This is a genomic window from Neisseria canis (genome assembly GCF_900636765.1).
In the GTDB taxonomy this organism is placed as follows: domain Bacteria; phylum Pseudomonadota; class Gammaproteobacteria; order Burkholderiales; family Neisseriaceae; genus Neisseria; species Neisseria canis.
This window is the reverse complement of sequence record NZ_LR134313.1, coordinates 295089-313168: the sequence shown is the minus strand read 5'-3', so window position 1 is coordinate 313168 and position 18080 is coordinate 295089. Positions and strand designations below refer to the sequence as shown.

Sequence of the window (18080 nt, the reverse complement as noted above, 5' to 3'; positions counted from 1 at the left end):
GTATGCAAAAACCGATAGTTTTTTTCACTATAATAAGCGCTTTAAAAAGCTGTTTTACGAGAATTTCCGCCTTTTGAAAGAGAAAAGCAGATGAAAGATTTAGACAAAACCGACCGCAAAATCCTGCGCATTCTGCAATCAAACGCCCGCATCCCCATGACCGAGTTGGCGGAGAAAGTAGGGCTGTCCACCACGCCGGTTACCGAGCGCGTCCGACGGCTGGAGCGTGAAGGTGTGATCGAAGGCTACCATGCCCGTCTGAATCCGCAGGCATTGGGGCAGAATCTGCTGGTGTTTGTGGAATTGAAGCTGCAATCCAAGTCGGGCAATATTTTTGAAGACTTCCGCCGCGAAGTGCTGAAAATCCCACAAATTATGGAATGCCATCTGATTTCGGGCGAATACGATTATCTGCTTAAAGTGCGCCTGCCCGATATGTCGGCCTATCGCGATTTGCTGGGCAACATCCTGCTCCAGCTGCCAGCAGCGAGAGAAAGCCGCAGCTATATGGCAATGGAAGAGGTGAAAGAAGATACCTTGTTACAAGTTGACTGAATCAAAGGCTGAAAAAATATGCCTGTCTGAAGCTTTCTTTCAGACAGGCATCTGTTTCATCGGCACGATTCGGGATAAAAAAATGCACACATTCTTAAGAATGTGTGCCAAGTCTACAAAGGAGAAATAGAGGAGAAACTATTAAGCAGTCATTGCAACCACCTAACGGGCTGCATTATGCGGTGGGAGCCTTGAGCCCGTCAATAAAAATCTGATAAATTTTCGGTTGATTTTAAATTTTTTTGCAAAAAAGCATCACTGGGCAAGCGATTTTATTTTAAACTGTCAGGATAAGCGCCGCATAAAAAAATGCACACATCTGAAAAGATGTGCGCCAAGTCTACAAAGGAGAAATAGAGGAGAAACTGCCAAGCTGCCGAATCGGGCAACCTGACGAGTGTTATTTTGCGCCAATGTTGTTGTTTGGTCAATGTTGTTTTGTTTCAAATAAGCAATAAATCCGATTATGTTTCTCTATTGCAACATGTGTTTTCAGACAGGCATTGTTTATTGTTTGTTGCCAAAGTGATTGCGGTTTGCCGGGTTCGGGATGGCAATATTTTGCTCTCTGTCCCGGCAGCAGATATTACGGCGTTAGCCTTACAAGTGCCTGATTAAAGCAGGCACGGCTTCCAGCCTTTCCCTGCGGCTGCTCTCCGGCTCGCCAGTGTTGAGCGAAGACCATTTCGGATGGCTTCTGGCTTTCGAGAGTTCGCTCGGCAAGCGGGAAGGTTGCCACGGCGTTTTGCCGCTGATCATCTGAATATCGTGCTGTGCGGCATGGCCGCGTTTTTGCAGTGCAGCCAATAAATCCAGCGCACGGGCTGCCAGCAGGGTTATGCTTTCCGGGTCGATAAACAGGGTTTGTTTACCGCTTAATTTATCGGAAATATCCTGCATATTCGGCAATACGCCGCCCAAAATGCCGCCGATGGCCGTGCCTAAGCCGAGCGAGCCGCCCAGTGTGACCATATCCACGCCCAAGCCGATTAGCGCACCGGTGGCGGCGCCCGTGCCGGTGCGGATGCCGTAGGCTTTAAGTTGCTCCGCATCGAACGGGTCTTGTCTGAATTCTTTTAAAGCCCATTCTCCGGTGTCGATTTCATTGTGGTAGAAACGGTAGTTTTGAAAAAGCTGTTGCTGAAGCGCGCGCTCCAATTGGCGCACCGAAGCCTGCATTTTGTGCAGCGTAGGCTCGGGCGGGTCGTTTTCGTCGATTTCTTGTTTGAAAGCCGCCACATCAAGTAGAAAGTGGGCGATATCGCGTTTGGAATCAATGTTGAGCTGCGCCCATTCGCGCCTGCGCATTTCTATTAAGCGGTCAAGTATGCCGCGCTCGGGCAGCATGGTGGCAAGGTTGTCCCACAGCCGCACTTCGCCCTCAAAATCAAAAGCCACGGTGTCAAACCCGCTGTAAACATGCAATCCGCGCCGCGCCAGCATGGTGGTCCATTCGCTTAAATCCTGCCCTTCGATAAAGTTGAACACCGGCATCACGGGCTTGGCGCACCATGATAAAACGGTAAGCTCGTCTTTATATTTGTTCAACACCGGCTCGCGCGCATCCACCACATATAAGGCCATGTCGCTCTGCAAGAGCTGGCGCAGCACTTTGGCTTCCTGATTGAAATCGCCCGCCGCTTCGGGGCTTTCAAGAAACTTGTGCAGCCGCTCGATGCCGTCTTCACGCGAAGAGGTGTGGGTTTCCAGCCAATCCAACACGCCGCCCGCATCTTCCAAACCGGGCGTGTCATATAAGTGAACCAGCGTGCGGTTGCCGTCGTTAATCGCCGCCTCTTCCACATGGCGCGTGGTGGCAGGCGCGTTTTTGACTTCGCCGAACTGGCTGTCGCGCAGCAGAGTGCGCAGCAGGGAGGTTTTTCCGGTGTTGGTGTGGCCGACTACGGCTAGGGATAGGGGGATGTTTTTTATCATGACATTATTTGTATATAAGTTAAGGCGGATGTGTCGTGTGTTTGTTTAAATGCCTGTCTGAAATCGAATCATCGGTTTTCACTATTATGTTGAGGTTCGCTGAGACTGAAATTCGAGTTCAAATGATGTTCAGACAGGCATTGGTTTTTGCCTGCTCTGCTGGCTGACTCTCGGCGGATTCAACCACGGCAGATTGCGTTCGTTAAGCGCGTTGTGCCATTGGCTTAAATAATCATCAAGCCTGTCTGAAACATCAGAGGCGGCGAGCAGTTGGATCACGGCGCCGCCTTGTGCTGCTTCGGCCAAGCCCACGATTTGGCGCAAAACGCCGCGGTCGGGCACGTTGTGGGCGCGCACGCCGATTAGCAGTTGGGCGGGCTGTTGCTGCAATTCGTTTTTCAGCGCGGCTACGGCGTCGCGGCTGTCGGCGGTACCTTTGTCCAGCCACTCTTGACCGAGAACGTGTTTGAACCAATGCGCTTCGGGCCATTCGGTTTCCAGCATCACGGCCCATTTCGGGGCTTCGTTCAGGCTGATTTTGGGTGCAACGGTGGTAACGGTTTCGCTTTGGGTGTCTGCATCGACCACGCGTTTTTGCCATTGTTGGATGATGTTTTGATAATAGGGTTTGTCGAGCGGCAGGCGGTTGATGCGTTTGCGCGACAGGATTTTGCAGGTGAGCCATGCGGCGAAACGTGGCAGGACGCCGTAGCATAAGATGCTGCCGATCAAGAGGCCGCCCCATTGGCGGGCGGTTTCGGTGTTGCTGTTGAGCCTGCTGCCGAGTACGGCTTCTGCGTCGGGCACGGGAAAACCGAGTTTGGCAGGCAGCCATGCCAAGAGGCTGACGAGATTGATGGATGTGGTGTCGCTTAACAGCGTGCTTTCCCAATTGAATGTGTATTGGCGCACCATCAGGAGCAGCACCACGGCGGCAAGCATGCCGAATAAGGTGGCCAGCCACAGGCGGTGGGTGGTTTCACCGATGCGCCAGCGGGCGGATGGGTGATTGAACGCATCGGTGTAAAGGCGCAAAACGGCTTGGTTGACCGGATCTTTGCCGCGTATCCATAAAGCAGGGTTGATGAAAAAACCGGTGTTTTTGCGCAATAGAAACAGGGAAACCAGCCATACAATAAGCATTAATGTGTGCAGCCCCAATACGCCGGCCAATACGAAAAAGAAGTTCAAACCGCTTTGCTGCATCAGCCCGAAAGTGCCTGAAAAGCCGATAAGCAGCCAGATTAGGGTGGCAGCGGTTAAAGCCCAGCCTGCTGTGTTGCGCACACGAAGCAGTGTGTCGTGAAGTTTTTGGTCGCTATCAATCATTTCGGCGCGGCGGACGAGTTTTTCTTCTGCACTGCCTTCTGTTTGGCGCAATACTTCGGTGATCGGCTGCGGATCGGCTGCAAAAATATAACCGCGCTCTTGCAAAAGGCGCACGAGTTCGGTGAGCTGGATGGGAAGAGGGAACATTATTGTGGGTTTGTATGCTGGGAAAATCGGAATTTTAACATAGAGATAAAGCAAAGCATGATGATGGCTGCGTTGTAGAGGATCAACTTAACTTTTGCTACGGCATTATTGTACTTTAGTTTCATCGGAGAACGATTGTGTCAGCTGCTGAAGCGGCAAAATCAGCCTTGTACCACTTTAGTGATGTTTCGGCTTGCGGCGGTGTCAATAGTGCCGAACCATAGCTTTAGAAATGAATTTTTCATATTGGAACGGCCGAATGATTGCCCGATTCAGACAGGAGTTTTGTCCTTATTAAGATTTTTGAATTAATTTTCTTTAAATATCATTAAGATATAATTATTTTTATAAAAAAATATAAGAATTTGCTACTGAGTGCCGTCTAAACGTGTGTACAGCAAATACACAGTGAAAGGTTCACCAAAATGACAGAGATAGCACAATCCGCTGCTTATCAAAATTGCAACAGCAGCTTTTCCTCTACTTGGACTAAAGACATTTCTTTACTTGCCCTGCGCTTGTTTGCCGCTTATGAATTTTGGGAAGCGGGTGTGGAAAAATGGAACGGCGAAAACTGGTTTGCAGACATTCAAACAGCCTTTCCTTTTCCATTCAGCGCTTTACCGGCAGATCTCAACTGGTATACCGCAATGGGCGTGGAGCTGGTAGCCCCCGTTTTGCTCGTGTTAGGTTTGTTCGGCCGTTATGCTGCTGCGGCATTATTTGTGCTTACCGCTGTGGCTTGGTATGCGGTTCACGCAGAAAATGGTTACAATGTTGTAGATAATGGGTATAAAATGGCGTTAATTTATTGTTTAGTTTTGTTACCTGTTATATTGCAAGGTTCAGGCAAATTGTCTCTGGATGCCTTGCTGAAGAAAAAATTTTCTAAATTTCCGTTGTAAAAACGGTTATTACCCTCTCGTTAACTTTATTAAATCAATTTTTTAGGAGTAAACATAATGAAAAAAACCTCTTTGATCGCTTTGGCCGGTGCATTGACTTTGGCTGGTGCTGCATGTGCCGACAGCAAAACCACTACCGTACAACCTGCTCAACAACAATCGCAAAAAGCTAAAGAAGGTGCTTGCGGGCAAGGTAAATGCGGTGCTTCGCACAAAACCAGCAAAGCTAAAGCCGGTGAAGGCAAATGCGGCGAAGGTAAATGTGGCGAAGGTAAATGCGGTGCTTCTAAAGCCCACAGCAAAGCCGGTGAAGGCAAATGTGGCGAAGGTAAATGCGGCAGCAAAAAATAAGCTGTTTGCCGGCCGCTGCATAAAGCTGTGCTCGTGCAGCGGCTTTCTTTTCCAAACTTAAATTTAATTTGAACAGGTAAGCATATGGCTACGGTTTTGCAAGGTGCCGGTTTGGGCTTTAAGCGCGATCTGGCGGAAGACCTACTGAATACTACCTCCGACAGCCCGATTCAATTTATCGAAGTGGCTCCGGAAAACTGGATTAAGACAGGCGGCGCGGCGCGCAAACAGCTTGATGCGCTGTCGGAACGCTTCCCGATCGCCTGCCACGGGCTTTCGCTTTCACTGGGCGGGCGAGATCCTTTGCAGGTAGGCTTTTTGCAGGAAGTTAAAGCCTTTATGCGCCAATACAAGATTGATTTTTTCTCCGAACATCTGAGCTATTGCAGCCATTTCGGACACCTTTATGATCTTTTACCGCTCACGTTCAATGATGAAACTGTGCGGCATACCGCAGCAAGAATCCGTCAAACGCAAGATATATTGGAAATGCGTATTGCCATTGAAAACACATCTTCCTACTTGCTCGCTCCGGGTAACGAAATGAGCGAGGTGGCGTTTCTCAACGCAGTGGCAAAAGAAGCGGATTGCGATATCCATTTGGATATTAACAATATTTATGTAAATGCGATGAATCATGGTCAAACCGACGGCAAAACATTTATCGATACGGTAGATTTGGGTAGAGTGGTTTACCTGCATATGGCAGGGCATGATTCAGATGAAGAAATTTTAATCGATACGCACGGCGAAGCGATTTGCGGCGATGTGTGGTCATTATTCGATTACGCATGCAGCAAGTTTGCCCACCAGCCGCCCTGTCTGCTTGAGCGCGACACCAATTTCCCGCCCTTTGCCGAGCTGGAAGCAGAAGTAGCAAGGATTGCCGCCATTCAGAAAATATATGGAAAGCAAGCAGATGCAGCGTAATGATGTAAGCAAATGTAGCGGCGGGGACTTTCAAGCCACACTGGCTACCGCGGTAGGTAACCTCGAAGCGGAAATTCCGCAAGGTTTCAATGCAAACGGTTTGGCGGTTTACCGCCGCTTGGTACACAACAATATCGCTTCGTTTTTGGAACGCTGTTTCAGCGACAGCATTACATTTGCCGATGCGGAGCTGTGGCAGGACTTGCAGAACCGCTTTTTAAGCGAAGGTAAGCCGGAATCGCCTTATTTTAAGGATATTCCCGCCCAGTTTTTAGCATTTGCCCGTAACCAGGTTTCAGACAGGCTTTTGCCGCAGAACGTATTGGCGATGATGGAGTTTGAAACAGATTTACTGCATGCGGAAACTGCATTGTGCGGGCAGAGAAAACAGGCGGAATCAAACAGCGATATTCTGGCTTTGGCAGAGGGAGTACGCCTTAAGCAATATCCTGTTGATTTTATCAGCACAGGTTTGCAGGATTTTGAAGACGGTGAAACCTATGTGCTCACTTGGCGCAATTTGGAAGACGAAACCTGTTATCAAGCCATTGATGATATTGACGTGTTTTTATTGCAGCATTTCGAGCAGCAAAACGACAGCATTGTTTCGCTTACCGAGAGTATCCGAGAATTGACGGGCAACAGCGATGCCGAGCCTTTATTGCTCGAAAGACTGAAACATTGGCAGGGAGAAGGTGTTTTGATTAGGGTGCAAAACGGATAACCATGCCAACATTTACCGATTTCAGTAACCGTATCGCCGCTATGCGTCCCGCCATGCTTAAATTCGCCAGAATGCAGCTGCGGGACGAAAGCCTGTCTGAAGATTTGGTGCAGGACGCGCTTTCTGCCGCCATTAACAAACAAGAACAATACCGGGCGGGTGCCGAACTCGGCACCTGGGTGATGAGTATACTGAAAAATAAAATCATCGATTACTACCGCGGCAAAAAAGAAATGGTCAGCCTGGATGACAGCGACCAAGCCGCGCGGATTGATGCACAATATCAAGCCTGCTTCGACGAAGGGGGACATTGGCAGAAAGAATCAGGCCCCGAAGCCTGGCAGCCTAATCCGACTGAAGCGCATTTGGAACAACAAGAATTTTTCAAAACATTGGAGAAATGTCTCGGCAACCTGCCGGAAAATACCGCGCGTATTTTTTACCTTAGGGAAGTGATGGGAATGGAAGTGGAGGAAATCTGCCGGGATTTCGGCATTACATCCAACAACTGTTACGCCATCCTGCACCGCGCACGCAACGGCCTGCGCCAATGCTTGCAGAAAAACTGGTACGGAACCGACAAAGGAGAACCATAGTGTTGATCAAATGCAAAGAGGCATGCCGGCTGCTTTCCGAGCAGCAGGACAGGCCGCTGAGCGTGCAGGAGCAAATTACCCTGCGTCTTCATCTTACTTATTGCTCCCATTGCCGAAAATACAGCCGGCAAATGCAGCAAATCAGCGACAGTATGGAAGAGTGGCTGAAGCATCTATCGGAAGAACATAAAAAATAAAGGCTGATAAACAATGCCTGTCTGAAAACGGTTTCAGACAGGCATTGTTGATTTTGCGTTTAAGAAGCAGGCTTATTCGACTTTTTTCAGGCCTTTTTGGCGCACGGTTTCGATGGTGCCGTCGATGCCTTTTTGTTTGACCAACTCATTAAACTGGTTGCGGTATACGGTTACAAGGCTGGAGCCGTCAACCTGAATATCGTAGATTTTGTAGGTAGAGCCAACGGGGTAGAGGCGGTAGCCCACTTCGTATTTCTTGCCGTTGCCGGTTTTGATTTCGGTGAACACGGTTACGCGTTTGTTTTTCTCTTCCGTCATTTTGGGCAGCATGGTTACTTGCGCATCGGCGGCACCCATTAAAGCAGAGCGCGAATAAATGGAAACCACCATATCTTTAAACGCTTGGATAAAGTCGCCTTGCTGCTTGGTACTGAACTCGCGCCACGGCATGCCAACGGCTAGGGCGGAAATACGCTGATAATCCAAATAGCGGTCGGCATAGCCGGTAATGCGCTGGATTTTCTGGTTTTCGTTCAAGCTTTTGTCGCGTGCGATTTGCAGCACGGCGTCCATATTTTGTTTAAACTGGGTTTGCGCCGGATGTTCGGCAGGCGCAGCGTGTACAAAAGGAGCGGCTGCCATAACAGGCGCAGCCAACATCACGGTGAACAGTTTATTCATTATTCAATCCTCTCCGGTTTTTTGTTTTAAAACGTTTTATCGCAATTAAACGGTTTTTTGATGCTTATGCAGGTAAACCGCAGCAATGATGCGGCACCAAAGTTAAGTTTTTTTGCTGTAACGGCTGTAAGCATAGCAGGATGGGTATCTGGGTGCGAAAGGTTTTCAATATTTTGCTGAAAGTAAACCTAATTGAATAACATAACCGGCCACACAACATCCGTTCGGGCGTGCAACAATTTAACAATCAAGCCCCGCGATTCGGTTATAATCTGCCTTATTCATTTCTAATGACCAAAATCACATGCGTTTTCAGACAGGCATTGCAACCATCAGATGCCTGTCTGAAAACATTTTAATCAGGAATATCATTATGAGCCATTCAGTAATCACCGTGATCGGCAAAGACCGCATCGGCATCGTGTACGACGTATCCAAATTGTTGGCGGAAAACCGGATTAATATCGTTAACATCAGCCAACAGCTGATGGGTGGTTTTTTTACCATGATTATTTTGGCCGACACCGAACAATGCCCCAAATCACGCCGGGAAATGCTGGATTTGTTTGCCGAAGAAGGCCGAAAGCTCGCGCTTGACATACGCATGCAAAACGAAGATTTGTTCAACGCCATGCACCGCATCTGAAAGGCCGCCTGAATCATGAGTATCCAATCCAGCGAGATTTTAGAAACCGTGCGCATGGTTTCCGACCAGAATTTCGACGTGCGCACCTTAACCATCGGCATAGACCTGCACGACTGTATCAGCCCCAACCTCGATACGCTCAATCAAAATATCTACAATAAAATCACCCGCGTCGGCAAAGATTTGGTTGCTACCGCGCAATACCTATCCGCCAAATACGGCGTGCCGATTGTTAACCAGCGCATTTCCGTCACCCCGATTGCCCAAATTGCCGCGGCTACCGGAGCGGATTCTTATGTAAGTGTGGCACAAACACTGGATAAAGCCGCTAAGGCCATCGGCGTATCTTTTATCGGCGGCTTTTCTACGCTCGCGCCCAAAGGGCTGACACCTTCGGGCGAAGTGTTGATACGTTCGATTCCCGAAGCCATGAAAACCACGGATATTGTGTGCAGTTCGGTCAATATCGGCAGCACCCGTGCGGGCATCAATATGGACGCCGTGAAGCTGATGGGTGAAACCATCAAGCGCACGGCCGAGATCACGCCCGAAGGCTTCGGCTGCGCCAAAATCGTGGTGTTTTGCAATGCTGTGGACGACAACCCCTTTATGGCAGGCGCATTTCACGGTGCAGGTGAAGGCGATGTCATGCTGAACGTGGGTGTGTCCGGCCCCGGTGTGGTGCAGGCTGCGTTGGCCGATTGTGAAGGCAAAGATTTAACCGAAATCGCCGAAATCGTGAAAAAAACCGCGTTTAAAATCACCCGCGTGGGCGAATTAATCGGTCATGAAGCCGCACGGCGTTTGGGCATTCCTTTCGGTATTCTCGATTTATCGCTCGCGCCCACGCCGGCAGTGGGCGATTCCGTGGCGCGCATTCTCGAAGCCATGGGCTTGAGCGTGTGCGGCACTCACGGCACCACCGCTGCGCTGGCGCTGCTCAACGATGCGGTGAAAAAAGGCGGCATGATGGCTTCTTCCGCAGTTGGCGGCTTGAGCGGCGCGTTTATTCCCGTGTCGGAAGACGAAGGCATGATTGCCGCCGCAGAGTCCGGCGTACTCACGCTGGATAAGCTTGAAGCGATGACTGCGGTATGTTCGGTGGGCTTGGACATGATTGCCGTGCCCGGCCATACAAGTGCGGCCACCATTTCCGGCATCATCGCCGATGAAGCAGCCATCGGTATGATCAACAGCAAAACCACCGCCGTACGCATTATTCCCGTGCCGGGCAAAGATGTGGGCGAAAGCGTGGAATTCGGCGGGCTGCTCGGTTATGCGCCGATTATGCCGGTGAAATCAGGCTCTTGCGAAGTGTTTGTCAACCGCGGCGGGCGGATTCCGGCGCCGGTGCAATCGTTGAAAAACTAAACCCTATTGGTAGAAATTTTCAGACAGGCATATAATAAAGTTTGACATGCTGATGCCTGTCTGAAAACATCAAATCCGGAAATCCACATGAGCAGAATCTCAACCACTTTCTCCGCTTTAAACGGCAAAAAAGCCCTGATTACCTACATCACAGCCGGTGATCCTGACTTGGCCGCCACCGTCGGCATGATGCACAGCATGGCGGCAAACGGGGCAGACATCCTCGAGCTGGGCGTGCCTTTTTCCGACCCGATGGCCGACGGCCCTACCATTCAACGTGCCGCAGAGCGAGCATTGGCCAACGGTGTTTCGTTGAAAGACGTATTGGCTGCCGTGGCAGAGTTCCGCCAAACCAACCAAACCACGCCCGTGGTTTTGATGGGCTATCTGAACCCCATACACAGAATGGGCTATGCCGAATTTGCCCGTGCAGCTAAAGCCGCCGGAGTGGACGGCGTGTTGACCGTAGACGATCCGGTTGAAACCATTGCCCCCTTACAGCATGTGTTGGAAGACGAGGGCATAGACTGCATTTTTCTGATTGCGCCAACCACCGGCGAAGTGCGTATCCAAGCCATTGCCGAACATGCGGGCGGCTTCGTTTATTATGTGTCGCTCAAAGGCGTAACCGGCTCCGCCGCGCTTGATACGGAAGCTGTGGCTGAAAAAATTGCCGTATTGCGTAAATACATCTCCATTCCGATTGGCGTGGGTTTCGGTATCAACGACACCGAAAGCGCCCGAAAAATCAGCCAAATTGCCGATGCCGTGATTGTCGGCAGCAGGATTGTGAAAGAAATCGAGCATCATCCGGGTAAAGAGGCCGAAGCAGTCGGCGCGTTGGTTAAAGAGCTCAAAGCGGCGCTGTAACGCCGGAGCAGTTATGAAAAAACAATTGCCAATCCTGCTTTTGCTGGCTATATTGCCTGTTTCTAAGGCTGAACCCCATATATCTTATCCGCGTGAAGTGGCTGTTTTCATTAAACATGCTGAAGATTGCGAACACTTCGTCGGAGAATTTGATCCTGATTTACCTCAAAAAGAGCAACGCCGCATCGCAAATACAGCACAAAGAGTCTGCGCCGCGGCCGGTAAGCAATACCGAAACTTATCCGTAAATATCAAGGCAACGCCCGAATCAGCAAAGTGTTGCAGCAATATTCCCATATCACGGATTACTACTAATACATTGCGGATAGGCCAATGCCTGTCTGAACACATTCAAGGAGTCGACCATGAGCTGGCTGGATAAAATTCTTCCGCCCAAAATTAAAAAAGACGAAAACGGCAAATCGGGTATTCCCGAAGGCCTGTGGCATAAATGCCCGTCTTGTTCCGCAACCTTATATGCCACCGATTTGGCGCAAAACCAAAACGTGTGCCCGAAATGCAATCACCACAATGCCATGACCGCGCGCGAGCGGCTGGATTTGCTGCTGGATGCAGAAGGCCGTGAAGAAATCGCCGCCAATGTGAAACCCACCGATATTCTGAAATTCAAAGACAGCAAAAAATATCCCGACCGCCTTTCCGCCGCCAAAAAACTGACCAACGAAGATGACGCGCTGGTGGTAATGAAAGGGACGATGAACGGCCATCCCGTTGTGGTTGCCGCGTTTGAATTCCGTTTTATCGGCGGCTCGATGGGTTCCGTGGTGGGCGAGCGTTTTGTAGAAGGTGTGCGCCGCGCCGTGGCCGACCATTGCAGCTTTATCTGTGTTTCCGCCAGCGGCGGCGCGCGTATGCAGGAAGGTTTGAGTTCGTTGATGCAGATGACCAAAACCAGCGCTTCTTTGCACCTGCTCACGGAAAAAGGCTTGCCTTTTATTTCCGTGCTCACCGACCCGACCATGGGCGGCGTGTCTGCCAGTTTCGCGTTTTTGGGCGATGTTGTGTTGGCCGAACCGGGTGCACTGATCGGTTTCGCAGGCCCGCGTGTAATTGAACAAACCGTGCGCGAAACCCTTCCCGAAGGCTTTCAGCGTGCAGAATTCTTATTGGAAAAAGGTGCGATCGATCAAATTGTCGACCGCAGGGAAATGAAGCAGCGTATTACCAATTTGATTACCTTGCTGCGACGAGAACCGGCCGTTCATGCCGCTTAAGAAACAGTTTGTCGTTATAGAAATGCCTGTCTGAAAACTTTCATTTCAGACAGGCATTTCTAGCAACTATAGTTAATCAAATTAAAAAATAGTACGCTCGTCATACTCGGGCCAAGCCCAAGTATGACGGAAATGCTACTAAAATTAAGTGTTTTAACTATACACAATAATAAAAAATGCCTGTCTGAACGTATTCAGACAGGCATTCTGCTTATACATCAGCAGGATTATTTTTGCCCGCTTTTTCTAGAAACCCGGTCGATGATTTCAGCCAAAGTTTCACTCATATCCAACCACATTACAGAAGTCCGGGTTGGCCTAAAGCCGGGTCGCTCTCGCGGGCGGCAATCGCATCAGCAACGCTTAAGCCCAAAGCTTTGGCTACGCCTTCACCGTAAGCAGGATCGCAGGCATTACAGTTGCGGATATGGCGGTATTTGATGAAATCAGGCGCATCACCCATGGCTGCAGCGGTGTTTTTGAACAATGCTTCTTTTTGTTCGCAACTCATCAAGTTGAACAAGGCACGCGGTTGGCTGAAGTAGTCTGAGTCGTCTTCACGGTAGTTCCAATGTGCCGCATCACCGTTGATTTTCAAAGGCGGCTCGGCGTATTGGGCTTGGTCTTGCCATTGGCCGAAGCTGTTCGGCTCGTAATGGATGGTGCTGCCGTAGTTGCCGTCAACACGGCCTTGACCGTCGCGGGCATTGCTGTGTACGGGGCAACGCGGTGCGTTCACCGGAATTTGATGGTGGTTCACACCCAAGCGGTAACGTTGTGCGTCGGCATAGTTAAACAAGCGGGCTTGCAACATGCGGTCGGGAGACACGCTGATACCGGGAACCAGATTGCTCGGTGCAAAGGCAGATTGCTCAACATCGGCAAAGAAGTTTTCAGGGTTGCGGTTCAGCTCGAACTCACCTACTTCGATCAGCGGGTAATCGCCTTTGGGCCATACTTTGGTCAAGTCAAACGGATGGTAAGGCACTTTTTCTGCATCTGCTTCAGGCATCACTTGGATATACATGGTCCATTTCGGGAAATCGCCTTTCTCGATAGACTCATACAGGTCGCGCTGATGGCTTTCGCGGTCATCGGCAATGATTGCGGCAGCTTCTTCGTTAGTCAGGTTTTTAATGCCTTGTTGGGTACGGAAATGGAATTTCACCCAGAAACGCTCGTTTTGTGCATTAATGAAGCTGTAAGTATGGCTGCCGAAACCGTGCATGTGACGGTAAGAAGCAGGAATACCGCGGTCGCTCATCACAACGGTTACTTGGTGGAAGGCTTCGGGCAGAAGGGTCCAGAAGTCCCAGTTGTTGGTGGCGGAACGCATATTGGTACGCGGATCGCGTTTTACCGCTTTGTTCAAATCGGGGAATTTACGCGGGTCACGCATGAAGAATACGGGCGTGTTGTTACCCACCATATCCCAGTTGCCTTCTTCAGTGTAGAACTTTAGGGCGAAACCGCGGATGTCGCGCTCGGCATCGGCTGCACCGCGCTCACCGGCTACGGTGGTAAAGCGGGCGAACATTTCGGTTTTTTTGCCTACTTGACTGAAAATTTTGGCTTTGGTGTATTGAGTGATGTCGTGGGTAACGGTAAATGTACCGAAAGCACCGGAACCTTTAGCGTGCATACGACGCTCAGGAATCACTTCGCGCACGAAGTTGGCCAGTTTTTCATGAAGCCATATATCTTGAGTCAACAGCGGGCCGCGCGGACCGGCAGACAGGCTGTTTTGGTTATCGGCAACGGGCGCGCCGTTGTTCATGGTTAAGTGGGTTACAGGACATTTGCTCATGGTTTGCTCCTTTTGTTAGCAAGAGATAATCGTTGGTGTTTGCGAGCGTAAATATAACAAACTTGAAGAACTTTTTATTGCCCTTTATCAAGGATAATGAAGCGCACTATACATGATTGTTTTCGCTATTAAAACTATGAATTCGATTTGAAATTTATATTGTAAATCGAAAAATTTAACTTGATAGTTTTAATTATCTTTATAAAACAATTAATTGTCTAGTATTTTGATTCGATTTACGGTTGTGTAATCGTTGTAACAGGAAAAATGACAATGAGATTTCGATGTTTTAAGTACGAAAGTGACGAAAGTATTGGTTTGCAATGAGCAACCACAGGTTCTGTGATTGGAAATTTTAGCTAAGGTAAAATTTCTAAAGCTGCTAGAGTGTGGAATGCCTGTCTTCTTTTTCAGACAGGCATCTCAATTCATGTGTTGCGATATTTTTGACTGGGCTATCAGTAAAATAAATCAGAAAGCCAGATTCGCATGCGCAATCCCCAATAGCTGCTGATGCCGGATGTACTATGCAGTATTTTGCCGTTTTTTAATAAAACAATGGTCGGTGTAACGGCAACACGCCATTGCTTGGAAAGCGAACTGTCGGGGTCGTTGATTGTATCGAATTGAAAATGGTGTTTACTCAGATACTGGCGTACTTCTTCGTCACTGCCGGAAGACAGCGCCACGCTTAAAACTGGTATGTCATTTATTCTTAGTTTGTCCACCGTGGGAGAAGTGTGCTTGCAGATTCCACACCAAGAACCCCAAAAATATAAAACGGCCACACGATTTTGGCTGAATTGAGCGAAAGTGGTGTTGTGTCCTGAAATAGTTTGGAGGGGTTGTTGCGCAAAGTTTGGCAGCTCTTTTGGTTTACGCCACCAATCTAATGCAATGGAAATAAGTAGAATAAGCACCAGCAGGATGCTTCCTTCTTTTAACCAAGAAAGCCATTTTTTCTGTTGCATAAATATAAATGCCTGTCTGAACGCGGAAAAGCAGGCTTAAGCGCCTGCTCTTGAAAAATGATTTATTTTTTAATTACACGGGTGTAAATTATTAAAATAACTACTGCCGCTATGGTAGAAGCAAGCCAACCTGCCGGCTCGCCCATGTGATACATACCAACTGATTGACCTACCCAGCCTGCCAATAATGATCCGCCGATACCCAATAGGGTAGTCATGATCAGGCCCAAATTATCACGGCCCGGGTGTAGAAATTTAGCCAATACACCGATGATAAAGCCAATAATAATGGTAGAAAGCATTTTAATTCCTTAATTTGATGTGAATGAGTTTCCTATATGGGGTTAATGATGGATTCTTAAAGGGTTGAGGTGAAATATTTTGTAGGGGCTTAGGAAGCAAAATCACCAAATATAGTGATAAGCTTCTGAAATGAAATTAAAAAACAATTACCAAAAGTTCAGCAAAATTACCGAGTCCAAATTCCGTCAAATCCTGCGGCTTTTTTCCTTGGATCTGACCACTTCCGACACCGCCAAACTGACAGGAATCAGCGTCAGAAGCATCAACAGCCTGTACCTGAAACTACGGCGACGATTGGCTGACGAATGTGAGCGGCAGACACTTTCTGCGGCATAGTGGAATTGGACGAATCCTATTTCGACGCAAAACGTATCCGAGGCAAACGCGGGCGCGGTGCGGGCGGTAAAACGATTGTTTTCGGCATACTTAAACGAGGTGACAAGGTTTATACCGAAATCGTTTCCGATGCTTCAAAAGCAACGTTACAAAAGGTTATCAGGGGTTGGTCGATATGGGCTTCGCGAAGCATTTCAGAGTGCGTCATGGTGATAATGAATTTGCCCGTGGTACCCAGCATATCAGCGGTATCGAATCTTTTTGGAGCTACGCGAAGCATCGCTTGGTACAGTTTAACGGGGTGCCGAAACATACGTTTTACCTGCATTTAAAAGAAACCGGGTTCCGCTTCAATCACAGGCATGATGATTTGTACAAAGTGCTGTTGGGAATGTTGCGGAAAGATCCTTTAAAATGAATTTTGCTTCCTAAGCCCCATTTGTATTTTTAGCGAATACTATTTAACTTTAGCGCTCACTAAGCTCCAACTAAAAAGCCCGTACATATCGACGGGCTTTGTAATCCAAACAATTAATTCTGGTAACAGATTAACGTTTAGAGAATTGTTTCGCACGGCGTGCTTTGCGCAGGCCGGGTTTCTTACGCTCAACTTCACGGGCGTCACGGGTAACGAAGCCGGCTTGAGACAGAGCAGGTTTTAATGCTGCATCATAATCGATCAGAGCACGGGTAATGCCGTGACGGATTGCACCGGATTGGCCGGTTTCACCACCGCCGGTTACATTAACTTTGATGTCGAATGCTTCGGCATTTTCAGTCAGAACCAAAGGCTGGCGAACAACCATGCGGCTGGTTTCACGAGCGAAGAATTCATCAACAGGGCGGCCGTTTACAATGATCTGGCCGCTGCCTTTTTGCAGGAATACACGAGCCACTGAACTTTTGCGGCGGCCTGTGCCGTAGTAATATTTACCGTTCATGTCGCGTCCTTAGATTTCCAAAACTTTAGGTTGTTGTGCAGCGTGCTGATGTTCAGAACCTGCGTACACTTTCAATTTTTTGATCATGGCATAGCCTAAAGGACCTTTAGGCAGCATGCCTTTTACGGCTTTTTCTAAAGCGCGGCCGGGAAATTGCTCTTGCATTTCGCGGAAAGTGCGCTCGTAGATGCCGCCCGGATAGCCTGAGTGACGATAGTATTTTTTGTCTTCGTGTTTGGTACCGGTAACGCGCAGTTTGTCTGCATTGATAACGATAATGTAATCGCCGGTATCTACGTGGGGAGTGTATTCTGGCTTATGTTTGCCACGCAAACGGCTAGCAACTTCGGCTGCAACGCGACCCAGAACTTTGTCTTCTGCGTCGATCACGAACCACTCGCGCTTAACCTCATGCGGTTTAGCTGAAAAGGTTTTCATGAGGAGTAATCCAAATAAATATATAGAAAGCTACTAATTTTAAGGAGAAAACGGGTTTTTGTCAATTTTATTGATGTTGTCTGCTGGGGCAGCATTTGAGAAAACGCAAATTCTTGTTGTTTTTATGGGGCAAAACCGAATATTTTGGCGATGCTTGTTCCTTGGAATAACTCAGCCTGAGTGTTTGTACTCTAGAGCTTTTTGATAGGGGATAGGTTTTGGTTTTTAAATTGTTGTGCGCTTAGATTGGGAAAGAATAAAACACCGCTTCAGCGGTGTTTTATATTTGGGGGATCCCCGCTGGTGCCGTTTGAGGCTCAATCCGCTTGAACCTTGTCAGACAAGGCGGTCTCCTTGGACAGCTTCGGGTGCATTCAAAAGAGAACGCTCGCGCCCACTGTAAACTCCCGGAAACCTTAAGCGAACTTATTGGTTCAAAGGAATGTATGCCTTAGCGAACACCGCAGGGAAAGAAGAAGTTTACTGTTTCATGCTTGTGCACTGGGCAGTTTGGCCAATGCACGCTCGGAAACTTGTAGCATGTCAGTTATTTTACGCTCAAATTCGCCAATTGCCAAACCATTCTGCATCGACATTTTCAGCAAATCGTGCACAACGTTTAATGCGGCCATGATAAGGATTTTGTCGCTTTCTACAATTTTGCCGCTTTCTTTAACGGTTGTGATTTTTTGGTTTAGTAAATCAATTGCTTGTAGTAGGGTTTCTTTTTCTTCCGCCGGTGCGCCGATTTTAAATTGGCGGGACATGATGTCAACGTCAACTTGAACAATTTCACTCATTTTTGTACTACT

Annotated in this window: 21 protein-coding genes, 1 other RNA gene and 1 pseudogene; 13 read left to right on the top strand and 10 right to left on the bottom strand. The window is 48.6% G+C overall.

The genetic code is table 11. From position 1 onward, the window contains the following. Positions 1-90: 90 nt before the first annotated feature. The gene (locus EL143_RS01505) at positions 91-555 is read left to right on the top strand and encodes a winged helix-turn-helix transcriptional regulator (protein WP_085415380.1); all 465 of its coding nucleotides are present in this window, start codon (positions 91-93) and stop codon (positions 553-555) included. Positions 556-1155: 600 nt separating this feature from the next. Here the strand turns inward: EL143_RS01505 and EL143_RS01500 are convergent. Both EL143_RS01500 and EL143_RS01495 read right to left on the bottom strand, forming a co-directional pair. Beyond that, a complete protein-coding gene (locus tag EL143_RS01500) occupies positions 1156-2490 on the bottom strand; it encodes a GTPase/DUF3482 domain-containing protein (protein WP_085415379.1) in 1335 nt (444 codons plus the stop codon). Between the two features lie 129 nt (positions 2491-2619). Beyond that, positions 2620-3966 (bottom strand): DUF2868 domain-containing protein, encoded by a 1347-nt coding sequence (locus EL143_RS01495; protein ID WP_126326495.1) that lies wholly within the window; start codon positions 3964-3966, stop codon positions 2620-2622. 425 nt (positions 3967-4391) lie between these two features. On the opposite strand from EL143_RS01495, the gene EL143_RS01490 reads away from it, so the two are divergent. The 6 genes from EL143_RS01490 (at position 4392) to EL143_RS01465 (ending at position 7669) form a co-directional block, all read left to right on the top strand. Then, positions 4392-4871, top strand: a complete 480-nt coding sequence (locus tag EL143_RS01490; RefSeq protein WP_085415378.1) for an HvfX family Cu-binding RiPP maturation protein — start codon at positions 4392-4394, stop codon at positions 4869-4871. Positions 4872-4928: 57 nt separating this feature from the next. Next, positions 4929-5222 (top strand): HvfA family oxazolone/thioamide-modified RiPP metallophore, encoded by a 294-nt coding sequence (locus tag EL143_RS01485; protein ID WP_197719608.1) that lies wholly within the window; start codon positions 4929-4931, stop codon positions 5220-5222. Between the two features lie 84 nt (positions 5223-5306). After that, a complete protein-coding gene (locus EL143_RS01480; protein ID WP_085415376.1) occupies positions 5307-6152 on the top strand; it encodes an HvfB family MNIO-type RiPP peptide maturase in 846 nt (281 codons plus the stop codon). After that, a complete protein-coding gene (locus tag EL143_RS01475; RefSeq protein ID WP_085415375.1) occupies positions 6127-6876 on the top strand; it encodes an HvfC family RiPP maturation protein in 750 nt (249 codons plus the stop codon). The genes EL143_RS01480 and EL143_RS01475 overlap by 26 nt, the downstream gene beginning before the upstream one ends. 2 nt (positions 6877-6878) lie before the next feature. Further along, a complete protein-coding gene (locus EL143_RS01470; RefSeq protein WP_085415374.1) occupies positions 6879-7472 on the top strand; it encodes a sigma-70 family RNA polymerase sigma factor in 594 nt (197 codons plus the stop codon). Beyond that, positions 7472-7669 carry a zf-HC2 domain-containing protein gene (locus EL143_RS01465; RefSeq protein ID WP_197719607.1) on the top strand — a complete coding sequence of 66 codons (198 nt, stop codon included), beginning with the start codon at positions 7472-7474 and terminating at the stop codon, positions 7667-7669. The genes EL143_RS01470 and EL143_RS01465 overlap by 1 nt, the downstream gene beginning before the upstream one ends. 72 nt (positions 7670-7741) lie before the next feature. On the opposite strand, the gene EL143_RS01460 is transcribed toward EL143_RS01465, so the two are convergent. Further along, positions 7742-8350, bottom strand: coding sequence for an MlaC/ttg2D family ABC transporter substrate-binding protein (locus EL143_RS01460; RefSeq protein WP_085415373.1), 609 nt, complete (start codon positions 8348-8350; stop codon positions 7742-7744). Positions 8351-8723: 373 nt separating this feature from the next. Here EL143_RS01460 and EL143_RS01455 point away from each other — a divergent pair, with 373 nt between their 5' ends. From EL143_RS01455 to accD, 5 genes are all read left to right on the top strand, one after another. Further along, on the top strand, positions 8724-8996 hold the full coding sequence (locus tag EL143_RS01455; protein WP_085415372.1) for an ACT domain-containing protein: 273 nt from the start codon (positions 8724-8726) through the stop codon (positions 8994-8996). A 15-nt stretch (positions 8997-9011) separates the two neighbouring features. Further along, positions 9012-10367, top strand: a complete 1356-nt coding sequence (locus EL143_RS01450; RefSeq protein WP_009115922.1) for a PFL family protein — start codon at positions 9012-9014, stop codon at positions 10365-10367. Positions 10368-10454: 87 nt separating this feature from the next. Then, positions 10455-11237: a tryptophan synthase subunit alpha gene (gene trpA / locus EL143_RS01445; protein WP_085415371.1), complete on the top strand. Its 783-nt coding sequence runs from the start codon at positions 10455-10457 to the stop codon at positions 11235-11237. A 13-nt stretch (positions 11238-11250) separates the two neighbouring features. Further along, positions 11251-11619, top strand: a complete 369-nt coding sequence (locus EL143_RS01440) for a hypothetical protein (protein ID WP_126326493.1) — start codon at positions 11251-11253, stop codon at positions 11617-11619. Further along, a complete protein-coding gene (gene accD / locus EL143_RS01435) occupies positions 11603-12472 on the top strand; it encodes an acetyl-CoA carboxylase, carboxyltransferase subunit beta (RefSeq protein WP_085415370.1) in 870 nt (289 codons plus the stop codon). The genes EL143_RS01440 and accD overlap by 17 nt, the downstream gene beginning before the upstream one ends. Positions 12473-12770: 298 nt before the next feature. Here the strand turns inward: accD and EL143_RS01430 are convergent, their stop codons facing one another. The 3 genes from EL143_RS01430 to EL143_RS01420 all read right to left on the bottom strand — a co-directional run bounded on the left by EL143_RS01430 (position 12771) and on the right by EL143_RS01420 (position 15552). Further along, entirely contained in the window at positions 12771-14279 is a 1509-nt protein-coding gene (locus tag EL143_RS01430) for a catalase (RefSeq protein WP_085415369.1), read from the bottom strand. A gap of 458 nt (positions 14280-14737) precedes the next feature. Next, positions 14738-15250, bottom strand: coding sequence for a protein disulfide oxidoreductase (locus EL143_RS01425; protein ID WP_085415368.1), 513 nt, complete (start codon positions 15248-15250; stop codon positions 14738-14740). A 62-nt stretch (positions 15251-15312) separates the two neighbouring features. Then, on the bottom strand, positions 15313-15552 hold the full coding sequence (locus tag EL143_RS01420; protein ID WP_085415367.1) for a GlsB/YeaQ/YmgE family stress response membrane protein: 240 nt from the start codon (positions 15550-15552) through the stop codon (positions 15313-15315). A 130-nt stretch (positions 15553-15682) separates the two neighbouring features. Here EL143_RS01420 and EL143_RS01415 point away from each other — a divergent pair. Continuing rightward, a pseudogene (locus EL143_RS01415) lies at positions 15683-16307 on the top strand (IS1595 family transposase). Between the two features lie 130 nt (positions 16308-16437). On the opposite strand, the gene rpsI reads toward EL143_RS01415, so the two are convergent. From rpsI to EL143_RS01395, 4 genes are all read right to left on the bottom strand, one after another. Beyond that, on the bottom strand, positions 16438-16830 hold the full coding sequence (gene rpsI / locus EL143_RS01410; RefSeq protein WP_085415366.1) for a 30S ribosomal protein S9: 393 nt from the start codon (positions 16828-16830) through the stop codon (positions 16438-16440). A 9-nt stretch (positions 16831-16839) separates the two neighbouring features. Then, entirely contained in the window at positions 16840-17268 is a 429-nt protein-coding gene (gene rplM, locus EL143_RS01405) for a 50S ribosomal protein L13 (protein ID WP_085415365.1), read from the bottom strand. Between the two features lie 290 nt (positions 17269-17558). Beyond that, positions 17559-17741, bottom strand: a non-coding RNA gene (gene ssrS, locus EL143_RS01400) — 6S RNA. A 15-nt stretch (positions 17742-17756) separates the two neighbouring features. Beyond that, positions 17757-18068: a cell division protein ZapA gene (locus tag EL143_RS01395; protein ID WP_085415364.1), complete on the bottom strand. Its 312-nt coding sequence runs from the start codon at positions 18066-18068 to the stop codon at positions 17757-17759. Positions 18069-18080 lie beyond the last annotated feature (12 nt).

Excerpts from the sequence above, each read along its gene's own strand:
- EL143_RS01505 (WP_085415380.1), top strand. The coding sequence starts at position 91 with ATGAAAGATTTAGACAAAACCGACCGCAAAATCCTGCGCATTCTGCAA.
- EL143_RS01500 (WP_085415379.1), bottom strand. The coding sequence starts at position 2,490 with ATGATAAAAAACATCCCCCTATCCCTAGCCGTAGTCGGCCACACCAAC.
- EL143_RS01495 (WP_126326495.1), bottom strand. The coding sequence starts at position 3,966 with ATGTTCCCTCTTCCCATCCAGCTCACCGAACTCGTGCGCCTTTTGCAA.
- EL143_RS01490 (WP_085415378.1), top strand. The coding sequence starts at position 4,392 with ATGACAGAGATAGCACAATCCGCTGCTTATCAAAATTGCAACAGCAGC.
- EL143_RS01485 (WP_197719608.1), top strand. The coding sequence starts at position 4,929 with ATGAAAAAAACCTCTTTGATCGCTTTGGCCGGTGCATTGACTTTGGCT.
- EL143_RS01480 (WP_085415376.1), top strand. The coding sequence starts at position 5,307 with ATGGCTACGGTTTTGCAAGGTGCCGGTTTGGGCTTTAAGCGCGATCTG.
- EL143_RS01475 (WP_085415375.1), top strand. The coding sequence starts at position 6,127 with ATGGAAAGCAAGCAGATGCAGCGTAATGATGTAAGCAAATGTAGCGGC.
- EL143_RS01470 (WP_085415374.1), top strand. The coding sequence starts at position 6,879 with ATGCCAACATTTACCGATTTCAGTAACCGTATCGCCGCTATGCGTCCC.
- EL143_RS01460 (WP_085415373.1), bottom strand. The coding sequence starts at position 8,350 with ATGAATAAACTGTTCACCGTGATGTTGGCTGCGCCTGTTATGGCAGCC.
- EL143_RS01455 (WP_085415372.1), top strand. The coding sequence starts at position 8,724 with ATGAGCCATTCAGTAATCACCGTGATCGGCAAAGACCGCATCGGCATC.
- EL143_RS01450 (WP_009115922.1), top strand. The coding sequence starts at position 9,012 with ATGAGTATCCAATCCAGCGAGATTTTAGAAACCGTGCGCATGGTTTCC.
- trpA (WP_085415371.1), top strand. The coding sequence starts at position 10,455 with ATGAGCAGAATCTCAACCACTTTCTCCGCTTTAAACGGCAAAAAAGCC.
- EL143_RS01440 (WP_126326493.1), top strand. The coding sequence starts at position 11,251 with ATGAAAAAACAATTGCCAATCCTGCTTTTGCTGGCTATATTGCCTGTT.
- accD (WP_085415370.1), top strand. The coding sequence starts at position 11,603 with ATGAGCTGGCTGGATAAAATTCTTCCGCCCAAAATTAAAAAAGACGAA.
- EL143_RS01430 (WP_085415369.1), bottom strand. The coding sequence starts at position 14,279 with ATGAGCAAATGTCCTGTAACCCACTTAACCATGAACAACGGCGCGCCC.
- EL143_RS01425 (WP_085415368.1), bottom strand. The coding sequence starts at position 15,250 with ATGCAACAGAAAAAATGGCTTTCTTGGTTAAAAGAAGGAAGCATCCTG.
- EL143_RS01420 (WP_085415367.1), bottom strand. The coding sequence starts at position 15,552 with ATGCTTTCTACCATTATTATTGGCTTTATCATCGGTGTATTGGCTAAA.
- rpsI (WP_085415366.1), bottom strand. The coding sequence starts at position 16,830 with ATGAACGGTAAATATTACTACGGCACAGGCCGCCGCAAAAGTTCAGTG.
- rplM (WP_085415365.1), bottom strand. The coding sequence starts at position 17,268 with ATGAAAACCTTTTCAGCTAAACCGCATGAGGTTAAGCGCGAGTGGTTC.
- EL143_RS01395 (WP_085415364.1), bottom strand. The coding sequence starts at position 18,068 with ATGAGTGAAATTGTTCAAGTTGACGTTGACATCATGTCCCGCCAATTT.